The organism is Marinomonas sp. 63XJN7_7_ISO-PGPR-S23-202, assembly GCF_056173505.1.
Window position 1 is genome coordinate 3,163,620 of record NZ_CM149677.1, and the last position, 20,471, is coordinate 3,184,090.

General features: G+C 46.2%; 11 protein-coding genes. 5 read left to right on the top strand and 6 right to left on the bottom strand.

All coding sequences use genetic code 11. From position 1 onward, the window contains the following. Nucleotides 1–164 precede the first annotated feature (164 nt). From xdhA to AC0VYG_RS14730, 5 genes are all read left to right on the top strand, one after another. Nucleotides 165–1,610 (top strand): xanthine dehydrogenase small subunit, encoded by a 1,446-nt coding sequence (gene xdhA / locus AC0VYG_RS14710; protein ID WP_475428714.1) that lies wholly within the window; start codon nucleotides 165–167, stop codon nucleotides 1,608–1,610. Continuing rightward, nucleotides 1,603–3,969: a xanthine dehydrogenase molybdopterin binding subunit gene (xdhB, locus tag AC0VYG_RS14715; RefSeq protein WP_475428715.1), complete on the top strand. Its 2,367-nt coding sequence runs from the start codon at nucleotides 1,603–1,605 to the stop codon at nucleotides 3,967–3,969. Before xdhA ends, xdhB begins: the two co-directional genes overlap by 8 nt. Nucleotides 3,970–3,979: 10 nt before the next feature. After that, nucleotides 3,980–5,281 (top strand): guanine deaminase, encoded by a 1,302-nt coding sequence (gene guaD / locus AC0VYG_RS14720; protein WP_475428716.1) that lies wholly within the window; start codon nucleotides 3,980–3,982, stop codon nucleotides 5,279–5,281. A 109-nt stretch (nucleotides 5,282–5,390) separates the two neighbouring features. Continuing rightward, complete coding sequence (gene hemG, locus AC0VYG_RS14725; protein ID WP_475428717.1) at nucleotides 5,391–5,918, top strand: menaquinone-dependent protoporphyrinogen IX dehydrogenase; 528 nt, start codon at nucleotides 5,391–5,393, stop codon at nucleotides 5,916–5,918. Nucleotides 5,919–6,217: 299 nt separating this feature from the next. Next, nucleotides 6,218–6,754 carry an NADPH-dependent FMN reductase gene (locus AC0VYG_RS14730; RefSeq protein WP_475428718.1) on the top strand — a complete coding sequence of 179 codons (537 nt, stop codon included), beginning with the start codon at nucleotides 6,218–6,220 and terminating at the stop codon, nucleotides 6,752–6,754. A gap of 77 nt (nucleotides 6,755–6,831) precedes the next feature. On the opposite strand, the gene AC0VYG_RS14735 is transcribed toward AC0VYG_RS14730, so the two are convergent. From AC0VYG_RS14735 to AC0VYG_RS14760, 6 genes are all read right to left on the bottom strand, one after another. Then, on the bottom strand, nucleotides 6,832–7,335 hold the full coding sequence (locus AC0VYG_RS14735) for a hypothetical protein (RefSeq protein ID WP_475428719.1): 504 nt from the start codon (nucleotides 7,333–7,335) through the stop codon (nucleotides 6,832–6,834). A 107-nt stretch (nucleotides 7,336–7,442) separates the two neighbouring features. Continuing rightward, nucleotides 7,443–8,246, bottom strand: a complete 804-nt coding sequence (locus AC0VYG_RS14740) for a hypothetical protein (RefSeq protein ID WP_475428720.1) — start codon at nucleotides 8,244–8,246, stop codon at nucleotides 7,443–7,445. A 15-nt stretch (nucleotides 8,247–8,261) separates the two neighbouring features. Further along, nucleotides 8,262–10,382 carry an efflux RND transporter periplasmic adaptor subunit gene (locus tag AC0VYG_RS14745; RefSeq protein WP_475428721.1) on the bottom strand — a complete coding sequence of 707 codons (2,121 nt, stop codon included), beginning with the start codon at nucleotides 10,380–10,382 and terminating at the stop codon, nucleotides 8,262–8,264. Beyond that, entirely contained in the window at nucleotides 10,383–11,720 is a 1,338-nt protein-coding gene (locus AC0VYG_RS14750) for an efflux RND transporter periplasmic adaptor subunit (protein WP_475428722.1), read from the bottom strand. Nucleotides 11,721–11,727: 7 nt separating this feature from the next. Further along, the gene (locus AC0VYG_RS14755) at nucleotides 11,728–19,623 is read right to left on the bottom strand and encodes a DUF4347 domain-containing protein (RefSeq protein ID WP_475428723.1); all 7,896 of its coding nucleotides are present in this window, start codon (nucleotides 19,621–19,623) and stop codon (nucleotides 11,728–11,730) included. 113 nt (nucleotides 19,624–19,736) lie between these two features. Then, entirely contained in the window at nucleotides 19,737–20,459 is a 723-nt protein-coding gene (locus AC0VYG_RS14760; protein WP_199475456.1) for an efflux RND transporter periplasmic adaptor subunit, read from the bottom strand. Between the last annotated feature and the right edge of the window lie 12 nt (nucleotides 20,460–20,471).

Genomic DNA, 20,471 nt, shown 5'->3' on the forward strand with positions numbered 1-20,471 from the left:
CACGATTAGTGAGTGCCCTACTCTCTGTCCCAAAAACCTGCCCCAAAATAGTGTCAAACCTTTTCATTTTGGGGCAAAAACATGATGAGCAACAAAGGTTTGACAAACATTAACCTATCGGTCAAAGTTTACCCGATATGGCCACCATTTTCAGGAGAAACGCCGTGATCCAATTTTTATTAAATCAAGAGCTTCGCCAAGAAGACAATCTGGATCCAAACACCACGGTGTTAAATTATCTACGTAACACACTGGGGAAAACAGGCACCAAAGAAGGCTGTGCCTCTGGCGACTGCGGCGCATGCAGTGTCGTCTTAGCCGAGGTTATTGATGGCAAACTACGCTATCGAAGTGTGAATTCCTGCCTAACCTTTGTCTCTGCTCTACATGGTAAACAGCTCATTACCGTTGAAGACTTAAAGCATCAGCAGACACTTCACAGCACACAACAAGCCATGGCGGACTGTCACGGCTCACAATGCGGTTTTTGTACACCTGGTTTTGTTATGTCTCTGTTTGCCCTACAGAAAAACGCCGACAGTTACGATGTCGCCCAAACCAGTGAAGCCTTAGCGGGTAATTTATGCCGTTGTACGGGCTACCGCCCTATTTATGACGCCGCCCAGCAAAGCTGCTCAAACAAGCCGTCAGACCACTTTGATGCCGTTGAAGCACAAACCATTGCAAGACTGCAAGCCATTGCCCCCCAAAGCGGCGCTCAATTCGCAGGCAAAGGACATCAAGCCTATTTACCAACGAGCACCGCCGAACTTGCCGAGCTTTATCTAAACCATCCTGATGCACACCTTCTGGCAGGCGGTACCGACCTTGCCCTTGAAGTCACCCAATTTCATCGTGAACTCGGCACTCTTATCTATTTAGGCAATGTGTCTGACATGCAGCAAATTGTCGAAACAGACAGCTATATTGAAATTGGCTCAGCGTCCCCATTAACTGACTGCTACCAAGTCTTAGCAAAACATTACCCAGATTTTGGCGAACTGCTACATCGCTTTGCCTCATTACAAATTCGCAACCAAGGTACTCTTGGCGGCAATATCGCCAATGCCTCACCCATTGGTGATTCGCCGCCATTATTAATTGCCTTGGATGCGCACATCCAGCTAAGGCAAGGAGACAAAACTCGTCGGATTCCACTGGAAAGCTACTTTTTGGATTACAAAAAGACGGTTCGCCAATCCAGTGAACTTATCGAGAAAATTATCATCCCTAAACCAAACGCTGCGGTATTTAAAGCCTACAAGGTCTCTAAACGCATTGATGATGATATTTCCGCCGTTTGCGCGGCCATCAATATTCAGGTGGCAGACGGAAAAGTGGTGGATGCTCGTTTAGCCTTTGGGGGCATGGCACCAACACCAAAGCGCGCCACACATTGCGAACAAGCCCTAGTTGGTCAAACATGGACACAAGAGACGATTGAGCAAGCTTGCAGCGCCCTCGCAAAAGATTTCACCCCACTGACGGATTTTCGTGCCAGCAAAGCGTATCGCCAGCTGGTCGCGCAAAACCTGCTGCGCAAATACTTTGTTGAAACCACCACAGCGTCCCAAGATTACCTGACAACGCGAGTAACGGCCCATGTCTAATCATTCAGCCCCTCAACTTAGCCAAGCCGAATTGGAAGCCTTGTTTAAGACCCATCTTAAAACGGGTGTTGGTAAAGGCATCAAACACGAAAGTGGCGACAAACACGTTAGTGGCGAAGCCCAATACATAGATGATAAATTAGAGTTTCCGAATCAACTCCATGTGTATGTGCGCACCAGCGATTACGCCCACGCCCAAGTGACCAATATCGACATCTCAGAATGCCTTACCATGCCAGGTGTGGTGAGAGTCGTCACCGCAAACGATGTTCCCGGTGACTTGGACGTTGGACCAGTCTTAAAAGGCGACCCTCTGCTGGTAGAGGAACTTGTGGAATACTATGGTCAGCCTATTGTCGCCGTTGCAGCGACCAGCCACGAAGCCGCCCTAAAAGCTGCGAAAACCATTAAGATTGATTATGAACCTCTAGCGCCCATTTTGGATGTGAAAGAGGCACTAGAAAAAGAGCATTTTGTTCAAGAAAGTCACCAGCTTAAACTGGGCGATAGCGCCACAGCGCTTGCACACGCCAAGCATCGCTTTCAAGGTGAACTACACATCGGTGGCCAAGAGCACTTTTATTTGGAAACTCAGGTCGCCTCCGTTATGCCAACCGAAGACGGTGGTATGATTGTCTACTCTAGTACGCAAAACCCAACCGAAGTGCAAAAGCTGGTGGCGAGCGTATTGGGCATATCCATGAATAAGGTGCTGGTGGACATGCGCCGTATGGGCGGCGGTTTTGGCGGCAAAGAAACCCAAGCCGCGCCGATTGCGTGCTTGTGCGCGCTGGTGGCTCATCTCACTGGACGCCCAACCAAAATGCGCCTGCCACGTATGGAAGATATGACCATCACAGGCAAACGCCACCCTTTTTATGCGCGCTACGATGTGGGTTATGACGATGCTGGCCGTATTTTGGCGCTTGATATGGACCTTGCCGGGAACTGTGGTTACTCCCCCGACTTATCTGGTTCCATTGTCGACCGCGCCATGTTCCACGCGGATAATGCCTATTTTATTGAGCATGCAACGATTACGGGGTATCGCTGTAAAACCAACACCGCATCCAATACGGCTTACCGTGGTTTTGGTGGCCCACAGGGCATGGTGCCAACGGAAGACATTATGGACGCCATTGCCCGCAGGCTAGGTAAAGATCCTTTAGATGTGCGTCGATTAAATTATTACGGTAAAGAAGACCGAAACATCACGCCTTATCACCAAATCGTCGAGCACAATATTCTGCCGGAAATCACCGACGAGCTGTTGACCAGCAGCGATTACTACGAACGTCGCGAAGCCATTAAAGCCTTTAATGCAACGAGCCCTATTTTGAAAAAAGGCTTGGCATTAACACCGGTGAAATTTGGTATTTCTTTCACTAACTCCTTCCTCAACCAAGCGGGAGCGCTGATCCATATTTATACGGACGGTACCATTCATCTAAACCATGGTGGAACCGAAATGGGTCAAGGCTTGAACACTAAGGTTCAACAAATCGTAGCCGAAGTGTTTCAAGTTGAAACGGATAAAATCCAAATCACCGCAACTAATACAGAGAAAGTACCGAACACCTCACCTACAGCGGCCTCGTCTGGTACCGATCTAAACGGTAAAGCGGCACAAAATGCGGCACTAACCATTAAGCAGCGCTTGATTGATTTCTTAGCGGGTTACTACCGAGTCCATCCAGAGGAAATCGAGTTCCGTAACGGACAAGTCAGAGTGCGTGAAACCTACTTGTCGTTCGAAAGCTTAATAGAAATGGCTTACGTCAATCAGATTTCCTTATCGAGCACAGGTTATTACAAAACGCCGAAGATCTATTACGACCGAGACAAAGCCAGTGGTCGTCCCTTCTACTACTTTGCTTATGGTTTAGCCTGCTGCGAAGTCTTAGTAGACAGTTTCACTGGCGAATATCACTTTACTCGTACCGACATTCTTCACGATGTAGGTGCCACATTAAATCCTGCCATCGATATCGGCCAGATTGAGGGCGGCTTTATACAAGGTATGGGCTGGCTCACCAGTGAAGAGTTGGTTTGGAATGAGCAAGGTCGTCTTATGACAAGTGGCCCAGCGAGCTATAAAATCCCTGCCATTGCGGATATGCCAAATGATTTACGCGTCGCCCTTGTGGAAAGTCGCAAAAATCCAGAAGATACGGTGTACCATTCTAAAGCCGTGGGCGAGCCACCTTTTATGCTTGGCATTGCCGCGTGGTGTGCTATCAAGGATGCCGTAGCCTCAGTGGGAAACTATCAATACCATCCTGATATTGACGCCCCTGCGACACCAGAAAGAGTGCTAATGGGCATAGAGGCCATTCGCAAACAAATGAAAAACGCCTAAGAGAGACACAATGAGCCAATTGAAAGCATGGCGCGCCGCCATCGTACACTGTATTGCTGATCCAAAAGAAGTAGGCACTGAAAACGCTTACGAATACTTTGCAGACGGTTTATTAGTGGTTGATGGCGATACCATCCGCGCCGTTGGTGATGCAGAAACACTATTACCCACTCTGCCACACGATATGTTGATTGAACATCATCCCGATGGTCTGATCACTCCTGGATTCATTGATACCCATATTCATTATCCGCAAACGGATATGATAGGCTCCTATGGCGAGCAGTTGCTGACTTGGCTAAACACCTACACCTTCCCAGAAGAAGGCAAGTTTGCTGATAAAGCCCATGCAAGCGACGTTGCAAAGCGCTTTCTAAAAGAGTTACTGCGTAACGGAACAACGACCGCGTTGGTCTTTGGTTCAGTGCATAAAGTATCAGTAGAAGCCTTCTTTGAAGCTTGTGAAGAACAAAACTTACGCATGATATGTGGTAAGGTCATGATGGATCGCAACGCACCGGATTACCTGACTGACACACCTGAAAGCAGCTATCAAGAAAGCAAAGAACTGATAGACGCTTGGCATAATAAAGGACGATTACACTACGCGATTACACCTCGCTTTGCACCAACCAGCTCAGATGAACAGCTACAACTGGCGGGTAAATTGCTAGGGGAGTACAATGATGTCTATATGCACACTCACCTCTCAGAAAACGTGGACGAATGTGCTTGGGTTCAAGACTTATTTCCAAACAGTAAAAACTACTTGGATGTCTACGACCAAAACCAGCTGTTAAGCGAGCGCTCTGTGTTTGCCCATGGTATCCACTTGTGTGACAGTGAATACCATCGCCTGCACGAAACTGGTTCAGCGATTTCCTTCTGCCCAACCTCCAACCTTTTTATTGGTAGTGGCTTGTTCAAATTGAGCAAAGCAGAGGAGCATAAGGTCAATGTGGGCATGGGAACTGATGTAGGAGGTGGAACCAGCTTCTCCATTCTACAAACCCTGAATGAAGCCTATAAGGTAGTTCAGCTTCAGAATGAAAACCTCAACCCCATTAAGTCGCTTTATCTTGCGACCCTTGGTGGGGCCAAAGCGCTTCGCTTAGAAGATAAGATTGGTAATCTTGTTGCCGGTAGCGAAGCTGACTTTGTGATTCTGGATAAGAAAGCCACGCCATTATTAACATCACGCCTTGCTCTTGCTCAATCCATTGAAGAAAACTTGTTTGTCTTTATGACCCTTGGCGATGATAGAGCGATTCAAGCGACCTATTCCGCAGGGCAATGTGTCCACCAGCGCTAAGGGGGTTAGCAAAGAAAAACCGCTCTCTTGAAGTGGTTTTTCTTTATTCTTTTCACACTCACATATGAAAAGAATGGAACATTTTGCCAATATGGTGGTCTGAACTATCATGAAAAATACTCTTATTCTTTATTCCAGTGTCGACGGTCATACACTTAAGATTTGCGACACCATTGCTCATAGTCTAGAGCAACAAGACCATAGCACACACTTGCTTGCTATCGAGCAAGCAACAACCGAAATGCTCATTCAATACGGGAAAATCGTTATTGGCGCCAGTATTCGTTATGGCAAACATCGCAAGAATCTTGTGGAGTTTATCCGTTCGAACAAGGCCATCTTAGACGATAAAATCTGCTGTTTTTTTAGCGTCAATCTCGTGGCCCGCAAAGCCAATAAAAACACACCTGAAACCAACCCCTATTTGCAAAAATTACTGCAAGAATTAGATTGGCAGCCAAGCTTATTAAGCGTTTTTGCAGGGAAAGTGGATTACCAAAAATACGCATTTTTGGATCGAATCATGATCCAACTGATTATGTGGATGACAAAAGGCCCAACCGACTCCAATAGTGTGATCGATTACACCGATTGGCAAGCGGTTGAAACCTTTAGCCAGCAAATAGCGGAACACTAAAAGACAGAAAAGAAGTCTGCTAGAATAGTAAAAAATTCGCTTAAGGAAGCCACTATGAACTTAGCTGTTATGGCACTGGGTGCCTTTACCATTCTGTTTGTCTTTTTTGCATTGACCATTGCTTTATTTTTGTTCAAAAAGCACAGAGAAAAGAAATAGCAGACAAAATTTCCATACTTATTTCCCTTTCCTCATGACTTTTCCTTCATGCCTCAGGGTATGGTAGCTATACGCAAGTATGAAGATACTCGAACAATCAATACGATTGCCCTCTTTAGCTAACACCTTGTAGGAAAAACATGAACTTACTATTACTATCTGGGAGTTTTCATTCCCAAAGCAAAAGCTTAGCGATACTAAAATCTGTTGAGAATTTACTGTCTGGCCATACAACTGAAACCCCCAAACTCGATACCTTGCCTTTCTTTAATGAAGATCTAAACAAAAACAAACCAGCAAGCGTCGTGGGATTAATGGACAGTATTGAACATGCCGATGGCATTATCATTTGTACACCAGAGTACAATCACAGTATTCCAGCGGTATTGAAAAATGCCTTAGATTGGGCCTCTCGTCCCGCGTTTAATTCCTGTCTAAAAGACAAACCTGTCACCATCATTACGCAAGCGGATAGCCCTGTGGGCGGCGCTCGTGCTCAGGCTCACATAAAATTGATTATGGATGCGATTTTATCGGACATTCACGTGTCCCATGAGATGATGATCTCACCGGTCAGTCAAGTCATTACAGATGGAGTGGTAACAGATGGAAAAACACTTGCACGACTAGAAAGACATACCTCAGACTTTTTACGCTTTATTGAAAAGCGCCGCTAGGTCGTTTTGAAACATAGCAAAGACGCTTCACTTTCCAAGCGTCTTCTCTTAACAACGTCTTCTTTTCACAAAGAGGTTTAAGGGTATAGCCTGACAATCCCCGTCTTGCCTTCCATATCCCCAACAATCCAGACTTTCTCAAACGCATGGGGTTCCGGAATAGTAATGAGGTGCTCAAGCGCTTTAATCTCACTTTTACTCCATGCTGGATGCGCATTACGAATCACCAGCCATACTCTTTTTGAGTCATAACGCTTACCGGATTTGTTTTCTAATATACGGTTTAACGCTTTTAATAATCGAGAATTGACCTCATCGTGGGCGAGATCTCTGATAGCCTGCCGAGTTTTATCAGTGAGTTCCCGCCCAAGAATCGCCATTGCTTCTTCTTCCGAACCATATAAATGGGCAATTTCAAGATCCAAGCGCTCGCCTTCCAGCATGCAGGACACATCTGGTCGAATCGGTTCATTGTGCCAAATATGACGAATAGGCTTACCGGTATTCTTCTCATACCAGCGCATGAAAATCTTTGCCGCTTGATGCTCAAGCTCGATTTTCTCTTCTTCACTTTGATGCATAAGCCTTCCTACCAACGCCCCCTCACTGGTCTCACTATAACATCAACTTATCACAAGAGCGCTAATCCATCACATGCATTTTATTGGAGAGCTTAGTCCTAAGAGAGTTAACTAACACGCTTAGGCAAAGACAAATACGCCATCACAGCGCCGTCTCGAAAAGACATATCAAGATACCTTTTCTTTTCACGATACGCTCGACAAAAATCTAATGGCTGGCCTTCTCCATGGATAAACTCGTTATTATTTATTGAGTCCAAGCTGTTTTTCCATTGTTTTCTAAACACAGTTGGCAAGGCGGGTAACTCCGTCAAAATACGCTCAGAGAGAAGAAACTGGCTATCCATTGCCAGACAGAGCATGTCGTCATTCGCCTCCCCCATCCAGCACCCACCCTTTGCATCGACATACATCAGTGGCAAAAACGGCGATAAGGCCGGACAAATATCATTACGATAGACCTCAACCTCCCAATAAGATCGTGCGATCTTAATAAATTGCTCAAAGCTAGTAATGCTAGAGAAGCGAGACTGGGCCAATGGAAGAATTTCAACCCTAGGTTTATTCGGGTTAACGGTATCGTTCGAGACATCAATATACCAATCACCTAACACCATCGCATTCTGAAAATATTCATCGCGAAGGGAGCCCCAAACTTTCTTCAATGTTGCGCCTTTTGTTAACACCTCGCGAATCAACACCAGTCCATGTTCAGTCGCCTTCGGTAATACTTCCTGCAAAAGAGCAAACATTTCATCACGGATTTCTTTACAACGCCCTAAAGGATAGGCCTTATCTAAAAACATCGGATAACGAGGAACTAACTCTACATCCACTTTCAAGCGTAAATGAGCCAAATCTCTCGCAATGGCATCGACCTGTTTTTCATCCCATTGAATGGAATCACTCATCTTTTTCACCATCCGCTAAAAACCTGACTCTCTTATAAAAATCCCATAAAGATAGCGCAACCCATTCACCAAGAAACTGGTTGGCTCAACAGACAAATCCACTCGACCATATTGTTGCCGGGTTATGGGCGACTTACCTTTGAAGGATAAAATAACTTCATAAATGGACGCATCTGGAATAATTTGGTCCTGCATTTTCTGCGCAGCAATAGGGCCGCCGTAAACCGAGGACAGACCAGGATAATTAAGGTGCGTAATGGCTGTAGGAAGCACTTTTTCCACCACCAATTTAGTGGCTAACGGCGTGCCACCATTACCAATAAAACTCGCCTCACTGCCTATTTTCAAGCGACTCACTGAGCGGCTATCAATATAGGCTTTCACAATACCACTTTGCTCATCGTACAAGGTCGCTAAGGGCATTTTTTCATTAACATAGTCGCCTTTTTTTAACGATAAGGCTTCACCAATATAACCATTAAAAGGAGCCTGGATCACTAATCTCTCCCGGCGCTCTAATAACGACTGTAGACGGGATTGCTCCCGAGATAGTTGAGTTTGTAAGGTTAATTGCTCATCACTGGATGAGGCACCTGAACTAGCGCGCTGCCATTGTGTTTGCAAAGCATCTAATTTAACTTGCGTTAAATGAATATCTTGCTCAACTGCGGCAGATTCTAACAAGATAAGCAATTGTCCTTGTTTCACTTTTTGATCCGGCGTTACTTGCCAGTTCACTACTTTCGCTGGCTCACTGGGATAAAAGGTTTGATGGCGTTCAAAAGTAACCACCGCTGGCGCACTTATCTGACCCTGCCAAGGTATCAGCAAAGCTCCTAGGATAAGCAGGCTGAAGCATAAGGTCACAATACTGGTTCTATTTATCGTCATGTCTTTTCTCAACTTCAGCCAAATACCTATTTCTTTGATAATAGGCAGCACTAAAAACCACAAGATCTCCACTAAAAACAGCACAATCCCCAACAACTTAAACGCGAAGTAATAAACGAGAACGGCGATACCAATAAAGAGGAAAAAACGATACACCCAAGTCGCCCAAGCATAGGAGACCATCAACAAACATTTCTTTCGATTTAAAGGCTCAGGTGGGGCAAAACCAAAACCAAACAGACGTTCTCTCAAAAACCACTTACCCACCAAAAAAGAGCGAGGCTGGAGGTTTTCCATGCCCAAAAAATCTGACAGGGCATAGTAACCATCAAAACGCATAAAGGGACTGGTATTAATCAGCAATGATGAAACCCAACTGGTCGTCGCCACAAAAAACAACACACTTCGAATGCCACTATCCGGTACGATGCCCCATAGAAAGGTCGCCACGCAGGCGATATAGATCTCCACTCGTACACCAGCGGTAACAATACTTAGCCGCTGAAATCGCGAACGCAAGCGCCAAGCATCCGTCGTATCTGTGTATAAAATCGGCGTCATCAGTAAAAATGCCAGCCCCATGGAGCTCACACGGCAACCATAACGTTTAGCGACAAATGCATGCCCTAATTCATGGGCCGTTTTGACCACAACCAAGGCCCCCACATAATAAATGATCGAGGAGACATCAAAGAAGTTTTGCAAAGTATGGGTATAGGTATCCCATTGGCGTAGCACCATCACGAGGCCCAATACACCTAATAGAAAAGCGATCCAATGCAAGCGCAGTCGAAATAGAAATTTTATTTTTGAGAAACACCGACTCAAAATCAAGTCCGGTCTTACTAGAGGAATTTTGATAAACAAATAGTTATGCAACAGCCACATTAAAGCGTGCTGTTGACGCTTAACAACCTCTTGCTGAAGGCGTGCTAAATCATTTTTAGTATGAACCTCGATAAGATGGTTAAGTTCTAAAAAGCGAATAAAAAAGTCCAGCTCATGCGGGTCAATATCAAGCCCGCGACCTTCCACTGACGCTAATAATTCTTCATCCGTCTTCGCGTGACGCCATTCCCGAAATAAATAAAAACCAGTCCGAGATAAGAAAAAAAACTTATTAGAAAGGGGGTCAAAAATTTGCCAACGAGGTTCACCATCTTCATCAGGAGACGCCGTCATTAAACGTAAATTTTGACGTAGCAGTGGAAGCTCTTTAGCTCCATGCGTCGTATCGGCTAGCATCTACAACCCCAAGCGTTGTCGGACAAACGTAATGGGACGACGCAACAAGTAGTAAGCCAACGATACCTTTTTTCCATACAACTTAGCAGTACCCCGCAAGCCAATCCTTGGGGGAAGATGATGATCCTCAATATTCGCCACAATCCGGTACGCCATCACTTGATCAGGTGTTAAACTTGGCTCAAAAGACGAATAATCCACACTAAATGGGATCGGATTGAGTGGGTCCGTATCCAAGTAAAAGGTTACTTTATTACCATGACTCAGTGAAATGGCATCTTTCACTGGCAACATAATATTTAATTGCACATGATTTGGGTCAGCAATGGATAAAATGCGTTCACCGACCACCACAGGACGACCTTTCCACTTATCTGGGTCATCCAACACCGCCACCCCAGCCTTATCCGCTAGGATATCCGTTTGAGCGAGTTTCGTTTTCAGATAATTACGCTCAATGGTTTTTAATTCAACTTGCGACTCCAACTGCGACAGTTCAGATTTTTTCTTACGATCAACATAACCCGCTTGCTCAGCGGTTCTTAATTCCGCTTGAGCTCGCTCCAACTCTCGCTGAGCCACATCAAAGCGCCCTTTAAATTCCGTTTTATCCATCTCTACGACCAATTGTCCTTTGACCACATGCTCCCCTGGTTTCACTAAAACCTGACTAACAGCGCCCGCCAAAGGAGAGGTGATTAAAAGAGGATCCTTGGCCGCAATGTCAGCTGGCGCCAATACGGTTAAACGAACAGGCACAAAACTCAAGACAACCAATGCCGTCAATATTATCCATTGCACACGTTTAGAAAAAAAACGCTTAGTCCAATAACGCCAACCAGTACGAGAAACAAAAAATTGCAATGCATGAGCATAACTGGATGCTAAATGCTGCAGCAAACCTATTTCTTTCTCCGACCATGGTTGAGATTTTGCCAGCCAAAGCACACCCACTCGTTGATTGGGTTTAGAGGGGATAAAAAGCGGCAACCAAAGCATATAATTGGGTGAGAACTCACTCAGGTCATTTGCTAACTCGGCAGGCCAAGACGCACTATCTATTGTATGCGTATTGGCCGCTGACTCAAGACTGTCCTCCCGCTTAGCAATTTGCTCCAACCAAGCACAAAACGGCGTGGTTCGATCCACCAATGACAGATCACTCAAAGCATTGACCGTTAGCCGTTCAATCTCGCTGCCTATTAAATAGGCCGCTTGCTCATAAGGGACGAGGGTTTTGGTCATATTGACCATCACAAAACTCAATTCCGTTAATGTTTCACAACGCCTAACCTGTTGCTCTATTTGCAACAGCTGCGCTACAACGTGATCCGACATAATTTACTTAAGACACCAATAATTTTATTAAGTCACGACCATAGTCATCAAGTTGACCGGCCGCTTTGTTTAACTGCTCATCCAATGACATAAAAGTCACCCCATTACCTGCTGCACTGGCTGGTGCAGGCTCTGTCGATTGCTGACCTTGCGGAGCAGTTGGCAATTTATCCAGATCCAGATCCACTTCAAGTACACGAGCATTACCATTTGCATCCACCGCATTAATTTTCAGAGAGATCTTTCCTTGTCCTGGTGGAGGCGTCATAGAGACTTCCCCCGTGACAGGATCGACTTGCACCCAACTTGGTAGAGTCGAGCCATCTGATAATGTGGCACTGTAGTTACTCGCCGACCCTGAATCCGCTATGGCAATAGAGACTCGATCTGGTTGAGTGGATAAATTGGCAATGCTTAAGCCTGTCGTATTTGCCGCTACACCAGATGCGGGTGTTACTTGAACCTGTCCATCTGCCCCCACATTCACAGCAACTCGGGATGTCGATATAACAGCCGCAGGCTGACCAATACCAATAGCGTTTGGTACGGTGTTACCCACATTTATATTGCCACTGTCTATCGTGTTTATATTGGCATTAGGAATGACCGGCACTCCCGCAAAACCACTCGCGCCTTGATCTGATGAAATAGTTCCTGTAGGTAATGGCGTAACAGTCGTTGTTGGCGCATCAAACGAAGTTACCGTTGTATCCTGCGGTTCAGCTTGAGGTGTGGGAATAATTGTCGGCACAACAGGCGCAATCACTGGCGCAGGGGAAATTGTTAGAGTAACGGGAACTTTTACTTCTGCGCCATGAGGATCCGTTGCAATAATTTGTAATGTGATTACTCCTTCAAATCCACCTACAGGCTTACCTGAAATGGTATGTGTTTCTGAGTTAAACACCATCCCTGTCGGTAGATTCTCAACACGCCAGACCAGCTTACTCGTTTCGCCGCTGTCCAAATCTCTAAATAAATTGGCGGGCAAGGTGACTGGAGAAAAAGCCTGACCGCTTATCACCGTTAAAGGGGCAACCACACTAGAAGCAATAGGGTCATCATTTGAACCAAGAATGTTAAATACAGCCTTGGTCGTTTGCGTCGCATTGCCATCGGTCACTTCAATAGTAAAGCTATCACTCACTGACTGCCCGACAGTCAAGGCTTGTGTGTCACTATTACTATTAGACAATTCATAACTGATAGTATCCGTTGCCAGTGTTAACGTTGCCGTACCATAGGTACCTACTTTTGAGTAACTCAAGCCACCATTCGTGGTACCCCACCCATTACTCAGAAGATAATCGGCGTCGTAATGGACTGTCCCAACAGTATCAACATCTGCTTTAGTTAAGGTAATGGAAGCCTTACTTGTTCCTAGCGTCGCGTTATTGATACCTCCGGCTTCCACTAGAGTTGCTGTCGCGGTGCTTGCGCTGACCTTTGGGGCATTGTCGTTTAGATCGTTCACACTAACGGTCACCGCTTTGGTGTCCTTTAGATTTTCAGTACCGTTATCTGTCGCAATCACATTAAAGCTATAGCTGGCCTTGGTTTCAAAATCTGCCGACGCTTTGAGGGTTACTGCTCCCGTCACGGCGTTGATATCTAATAAATTCGCATCTGCACCGGACAAACTGTAGCGCAGAGTATTATTTGCTACCGTACCATCAGCATCCGTCGCGGTGACCTGATAGATCACCGTACTGGTCGGTGCATTTTCATTGACACTGCCCGTCGTGCTGGAGGTAATCACAGGGGCATTGTCGTTTAGATCGTTCACACTAACGGTCACCGCTTTGCTGTCCGTTAGATTGCCAGTACCGTTATCGGTAACAACAACATTGAAGCTGTAGGTATTTTTCGTCTCATAATCCGCAGAGCTTTTCAGAGTGACTGCGCCCGTACTGGGGTTGATATTTAATAATGCGGCATCCGCACCAGTTAGACTGTAAGTTAAGGTATCATTTTCAGCATCCGTCGCCGTCGCCATGTAGATCACGGTGCTGGTCGGCGCATTTTCATTGACACTTCCTGTTGCCCCTGAGGTGATGACGGGAGCATCATTAGTTCCTGTGATAGTCACTGTCACATCTTGCGTGGCTTTTGCGTTAAAGTCGTCTGTAACAATAATACTAAAGACCGCTGTTACGGTTTCCCCTTGTTTCAAAAAGTCGATACTACTTTCTGCTATATTAAAGCTCCAATTGACCGTACCAGTATTGGTATTACTACTGGGTGAGCTAATGCTGAAAGCAGCTTTTAGAGCAGCAATTTGATCAGCCGTTAGAGTTAGGGCAGTTGTCCCATCTTGCGCTTTGGCTGTAATGGATTTATCCGCTTTTGTCGCCGTAGGACGATTGGTCGTATCGGCATCGCTAAACGTCACACTACCATTTTTCGTTAACGCTCCACCCTCTGTTAGGTTGCCGGTTACATCAACAGCGCTAATCACTGGGACAGCATTATCTTTTAGCGTGATATCATTTCCTGTCCCACCCACATAGCTCGTCTGAAAGCTATGGCTATTAGAGGTTAACGACCCACCCTCCGCGACACCATTTAGCGTTCCTGTAATCGCACTCGAACCTTGATTATCAATCAGTTCAAACGTGTTACCACTACTGGTCACCGAATAAGCGATATCAAAAGCACTGTTCGCCCCCAAGGTAACATTACCTTTAACTGTCACTTGGTCATATTCTGTTTTAGCTGTCGACCCCGTAATATCCGCTTTTAAAGTGCCATTTAATACGAGATTGCCATTAACAGTCAGCCCCCCTGACCCACTGTTAACGCCAGAGACACCCGGCGCAAGAAAGCCACCACTGTTCACAGTTAAGGTATTCGTTGAGTTTGCTGCAAAGATAGAGCCGGACCCCGATAGCATTGCGCCTGAGTTGACAATAACCTCTGATGTATTAGTCAGTGACCCAGTCAATGACAAGGTGCCGCCCGAGACTGTTGTGTTCCCTGAATAAATATTATTGCCTGATAACGTTAAAGTGCCCGACCCAACCTTCGCTAATGCAGCCCCCAAAGAACCAGCACTAAAAACGCCACCAAAAGTCGTTGACGTATTATTGCTACCAACCGTTAACGTTCCGCCATTGGCCACAATACTGCCTGCACCAGCAATGGATCCTATAGTTTCAGAGGTAGAAGTAGATAATTCAAATGTTGCACCTGCAGCAACCGTTACTGCACTGTTATCGGCAATAGCACTACCGCCAGAGACAAACACTTCACCTGAAGAAATCGTCGTGTCTCCCGTATAGGTATTCCCCCCCGACAAGGCTAGTGTACCAGCTCCTGCCTTAATCAGCCCTCCCGTACCACTCATTACCCCTGCAAACGAACTACTATTGGTCTGATTAACGGTCAACGTATTATCACCTAAATCAACACTGGTTCCGCTAACACCACTCAAGTTACCAATCGTCTCGTTGCTGGAAAGGCTTAATTTGCCTGTACCCGTTAATGCCACTGCACTAGTATCAGCCAACGCCATGCCATTACTATTATTGAGTACCAATTCCCCCGCAGAAACGATTGTATTACCGGTGTAGGTATTCTCTCCGGTCAATGTAACAGCACCCGAACCAGACTTAGTAAACGTTCCGGTTCCACTGATTATCTTACTGTAAGTACCCGATGAGTTTTGGTTGAATACGACAGCCGTATTATTGACAATATCGCCTGTTAAGCTTGCTGTCGTACCACTTAACGTCCCCGCCGATACGGTAGCGGCACCAAACCAAGAATTGCCAGCACCAGACAAGAGTAAAGTCCCCGCCCCTGCCTTTTCCACCGAACCAGAACCAGAAATGTCACCAGAAATCGTGACATTATTCGCATTCGTAATCGAACCTCCGTTGAATACAAAATTATTGGCTAAAGCAATGGATGAGCCTGTGACCGTTAATCCTTGTGACAGAGTGACAGCGCCACTACCAAGATTGCCACCATCGGCCACCACCACACCACCACTTCCGGAGAGCGTTAAGCCCCCAGAAAACGTATTGTTTCCAGAAAGTGTTAACGCACGCCCTCCAGTATGAGTCATTGCGCCTGAACCAGAAATAGCACCACTGACAGTCACATCACTGTTAGTAACCGTAATGGTTCCCCCATTTGCACCTAGAGTGATGTCATGTGAGATATCGGACGAATTTTGCAGAATTAACGAGCTGCCATCTAAGGTCAGCTCCCCCGAGCCGAGGTTGCCATTTTCTGAAATGGAAAGACTCCCGCCCGTCACATTGGTACTAAAAGAAGAGTTACTATTTATAGCGCTAGATAAGGTAAGACGGCCGTCCCCCATTTTGGTAAGAGTTTGACCATCACCTGTTATGATGCTTGCAATAGTTAACGAATCACCAACGCCATTAGTCACAGTCGCGCTGCCCTGAAGATTCAATGTACCGTTGGATATTGTCAAAGCATTCATCGAGTCAGTATCGAGTGTCACACCAGATACCAGGTTGATAGTTTGACCATTCATATCCACAAAGTCAGAGGCTAGATTAAACGCCACAGTCTGATTCGCCGACGCATAATGCATGGCCTCTGTCAGCGACAACCCACCGCCATCAGTAAGGTCAGTCGCATAATCAGAAAAAGTGGCATTATCATTCTTGTTATCGCCTGTCGTCACCGTCAGAGAATTAATAACATCATATTTTGCATCATTACTACCTGTGGGCGTGGTATTGGTTATCGCATTACCAGCAATATCTTGAATATTTTGACTGCCAGAAAAACCAAGAGAGACTGTGCCATTGAGATCCGCTAAATCCCCGCCCGATACCGTAATATTATAGACATTGCTGCTACTCACTTGAGAAACACTCGTCACACTTGCTGTTGTCCCTGCTACGGAAAAATCACTAGCATCTAAGTTAGAAACCGCTTCTGAAAAGGTCACTTGATAAACCAGCGAGTCCGCATCAGTAGAGGAGCCACTTGGAGTTTGGCGAGTAATCGAAGTAATGGTCGGTGCTGTCGTATCAAGTACGTAATTTTGGCTATAAACTTCTCCGTCGTTACCAGCCTTATCAGTCACCTTGACTTTTAAGGTGCTTGATTCCGTTAACGTTTGTCCAGCTAAAGACCACGTATTCGATCCCACGGACGCCGTCGCCACTGTCCAGCTCGCCCCATTATCAAGGGACACGTAAACGCTCTCTCCCGATGACAAGTTCGCTGATAAGGTGCCACTGACCGTCTGCTCAGCCGTCTTGGTGATAATGGAGCCACCGTTAACCGCACTGTCAGCGGAAAACGCCGCAGAGGCAATTGTCTTTGTTGGTGCACTTGTATCCAGCACATACGCTTGGTTATAAACTTCTCCGTCGTTACCAGCAGTGTCGGTGACTTTCACCTTCAATGTGTTAGATCCCGTTAGCGTTTGTCCGGCCAGCGTCCATGTGTTCTGCCCAACTGTGGCAGTAGCAGCACTCCAGTTGGTTCCGCCGTCAAGTGACACGTAAACAGTTTCGCCTGAGGCAAGATTGGCCGACAGAGTACCGCTGACGGTCTGACTCGCCGTCTTGGTGATCCAGTCACTGTTAGTACCGCCGTTAGCCGCTGTATCAGCCGAAAAGGTCGCTGAGACAATTGTCTTTGTTGGTGCACTTGTATCCAGCACATACGCTTGGTTATAAACTTCTCCGTCGTTACCAGCAGTGTCGGTGACTTTCACCTTCAATGTGTTAGATCCCGTTAGCGTTTGTCCGGCTAGCGTCCATGTGTTCTGCCCAACTATGGCAGTAGCAGCACTCCAGTTGGTTCCGCCGTCAAGTGACACGTAAACAGTTTCGCCTGAGGCAAGATTGGCCGACAGAGTACCGCTGACGATCTGACTCGCCGTCTTGGTGATCCAGTCACTGTTAGTACCGCCGTTAGCCGCTGTATCAGCCGAAAAGGCCGCTGAGGTAATTGTCTTTGTTGGTGCACTTGTATCCAGCACATATGCTTGGCTATAAACTTCTCCGTCGTTACCAGCCTTATCAGTCACCTTAACTTTTAAGGTGCTTGATTCCGTTAACGTTTGTCCTGCTAAAGACCAAGTATTCGATCCCACGGACGCCGTCGCCACTGTCCAGCTCGCCCCATTATCAAGGGACACGTAAACGCTCTCTCCCGATGACAAGTTCTCTGATAAGGTGCCACTGACCGTCTGCTCAGCCGTCTTGGTGATAAAATCGCTGTTAGTACCGCCGTTAGCCGTTGTATCAGCCGAAAAGGTCGCTGAGGCAATTGTCTCTGTTGGCGCTGCTGTATCAATCGTTATAGACTGGGCGGAAGTAGCATCGCTGTTGGTCCCACCGACGGTCTGGATAGCCTTGATGTTGTAGGTGCCAGAGGTCAGGGCCGAGCTGGTGGTCAACTGGATGCTGGTGCCGCTGGCAGTTCCGGTCTTAAGAGTCTCTCCCGCATCGACCACCCCATTATTGTTGGCGTCGTTGAACAGCGTAACCGTCGCTCCGCTGGTGACACCAGTAACGGTAAAGGTCGGCGTGGTATCGTTGGTGATGTTGTCAGTACTGGATATACCAGTATCGGATGCTGCTGACAAATCCGGTGTTGATGGAGCACTCGGTCCAGAGGAAGGGGCAACCACATTATCATAAGTAATACTGGTGAATGTTAGGTCAGCCAGATGAACTTGAGATGGATTACTACATATAAAATTGAAGTCTATTTGCGCAACCCCTTCCACAGAGGTTGTATTATTATCAAATAAGGTAAAAAGATTTGAGGGGGAACCTGAACCTCCAGTTATTGATATGTCGCTATTTAACGTCATGGTGCGCAAAACAGCACCATCTTTATCTGTAAAGACAATTGTGGAACTAGAATCTAAGATTAGTGCAGTGGGATCAGCATAGTTATATACCATCACTTTACTCACATCAAATGAGGCAGCATCTATACCATCTGCCTTTATTGTGATGGTTGCATCATTATCAGCGCTATCGGAAAGGTACATCCCTCCATTTTCCACTGATACCGCATTATTCACTACTAAATTAACGTCTGTTAATGATTTAAACCCTGTGCCACCAGAGTCTGTGTTACCTAAGCCTTTAAAACTTGCAGTTGTTAGCACAGAGTGATAGTGATCTAAGATCGCTTTATCCCAAACAGCCCCCTCTTTTATATGACCTTGATGGTACTCTAAATCCCAGTCTCCATGTAAATCAGCCGCTCCGGTAAGATCATTAGACGCGGCCACATCGGCTTGGGTTAGCTGCGCGATGGAGTCAATAAATGCTTGCCCTTCGCCACTTGCCACATCACAACCATAGAGCAGCAAATCCCCCTGTTCATTCAATGCCGAGCCCAGTTGCGCTAGATCTGAAGCTCGACCGCTAATATCAGAACGATCCAGATTCAGTGCGCCAAGATTAACACTGCCTTCCGAACCGTGACTAATAATATGAATGGCATCATAATCACTATGAGTTTTTGACCACTCTGTCATTTGCGACAAACCATCTTGGCTAGAATCGAGCAGCACGACTTCCACACCCGCTTTTGTGCCATTTACCAAGCTTTGGTAATCCGCAACATTGGTTTCAATAAAAACCACTTCTTTGCGGCCGTTATTTTGTGCAGGATCAACGGCTCGGACTTCGGTGGGCGCAATGACAACAGATTTACTGATGTCTTTATGACGATCAGCAGTAACGGTATGATTAGAATCCGTTTGTGTCGCATCATGATGTAATTGAGCGTCACTGATCACATCTACTGCCGTGGCAACGGCCGCACCATCCAACAACAGGCGAGGTTCTAGAACAGTAATCAGTGGCTTACGCGCATGATTTTTCCTACCTACAGAATGATAACCTGACATTTTTTTGCCTAATTTGTTGGAATAGTCCTTTTTCATACTCGTCACCTCGATGGGTAATTCTTAATAAGCAGGTTCGCTCTGCTTTATTTAAATATAGTCAATTTATTGATTTCAGCTGCACGCTTAATGTGCTTTTTAATCCAAAATATTCACCGAAACTCAGCCACCACACTCATGCCTGGTAGCACCTTGGCCGGTACTTTTTTGATGGTGGCGCGAATTTGGATGGTCTGGCTGGTCGGGTCGACACTGGGCCCAATATGACTGATCACTGCTTGTAAACGCTGCTTGGTTTCTTCTACTTGCAAAACAATAGTCTTATTTATAGCTAACCAAGTCATCCATTGAGCGGGAACAATAATGTCGGCTTCTAGGCGCTCATGGCCCACTATTTTCATCAAGGCTTGGCGCTGTTGCACTATCTCAAAAGGATGAATATCCAGTTGTTCTACACTGCCGCTAAAGGGCGCTTTAATGTCACAACGCGCCACATTAAGTTGCGCCATAAGTCGTTCGGCTTGGACTTTTTGCAAGTCAGCCTCCGCAATAGCGACGTCCAATGTACCAATGGAGTTTAATCGGTTCAGCTGTTGCACATTATCTAATTTCGCCCGAGCCGCTTTTGCCTCGGCATCGACTTTTTCCAGCTGAGCATTAAACAAGCGACAATCTAGTTGAATTAAGGTGTCACCTTTTTTAAAAGTCTCGCCCATTTGCTTCGGCACAGCGATCACTTTTGCAGCCAGCTCACTGGATAAGGTCGCTTGATGAACCGCCACTAAAATTCCTCGGGCATTTTCCTGAACAGCAGCACAAACAGCCCCCGGCATAAAAAAAATAACCAATAAAAACAAACTCAGGTACTTCTTCATCCTGCACTAGCC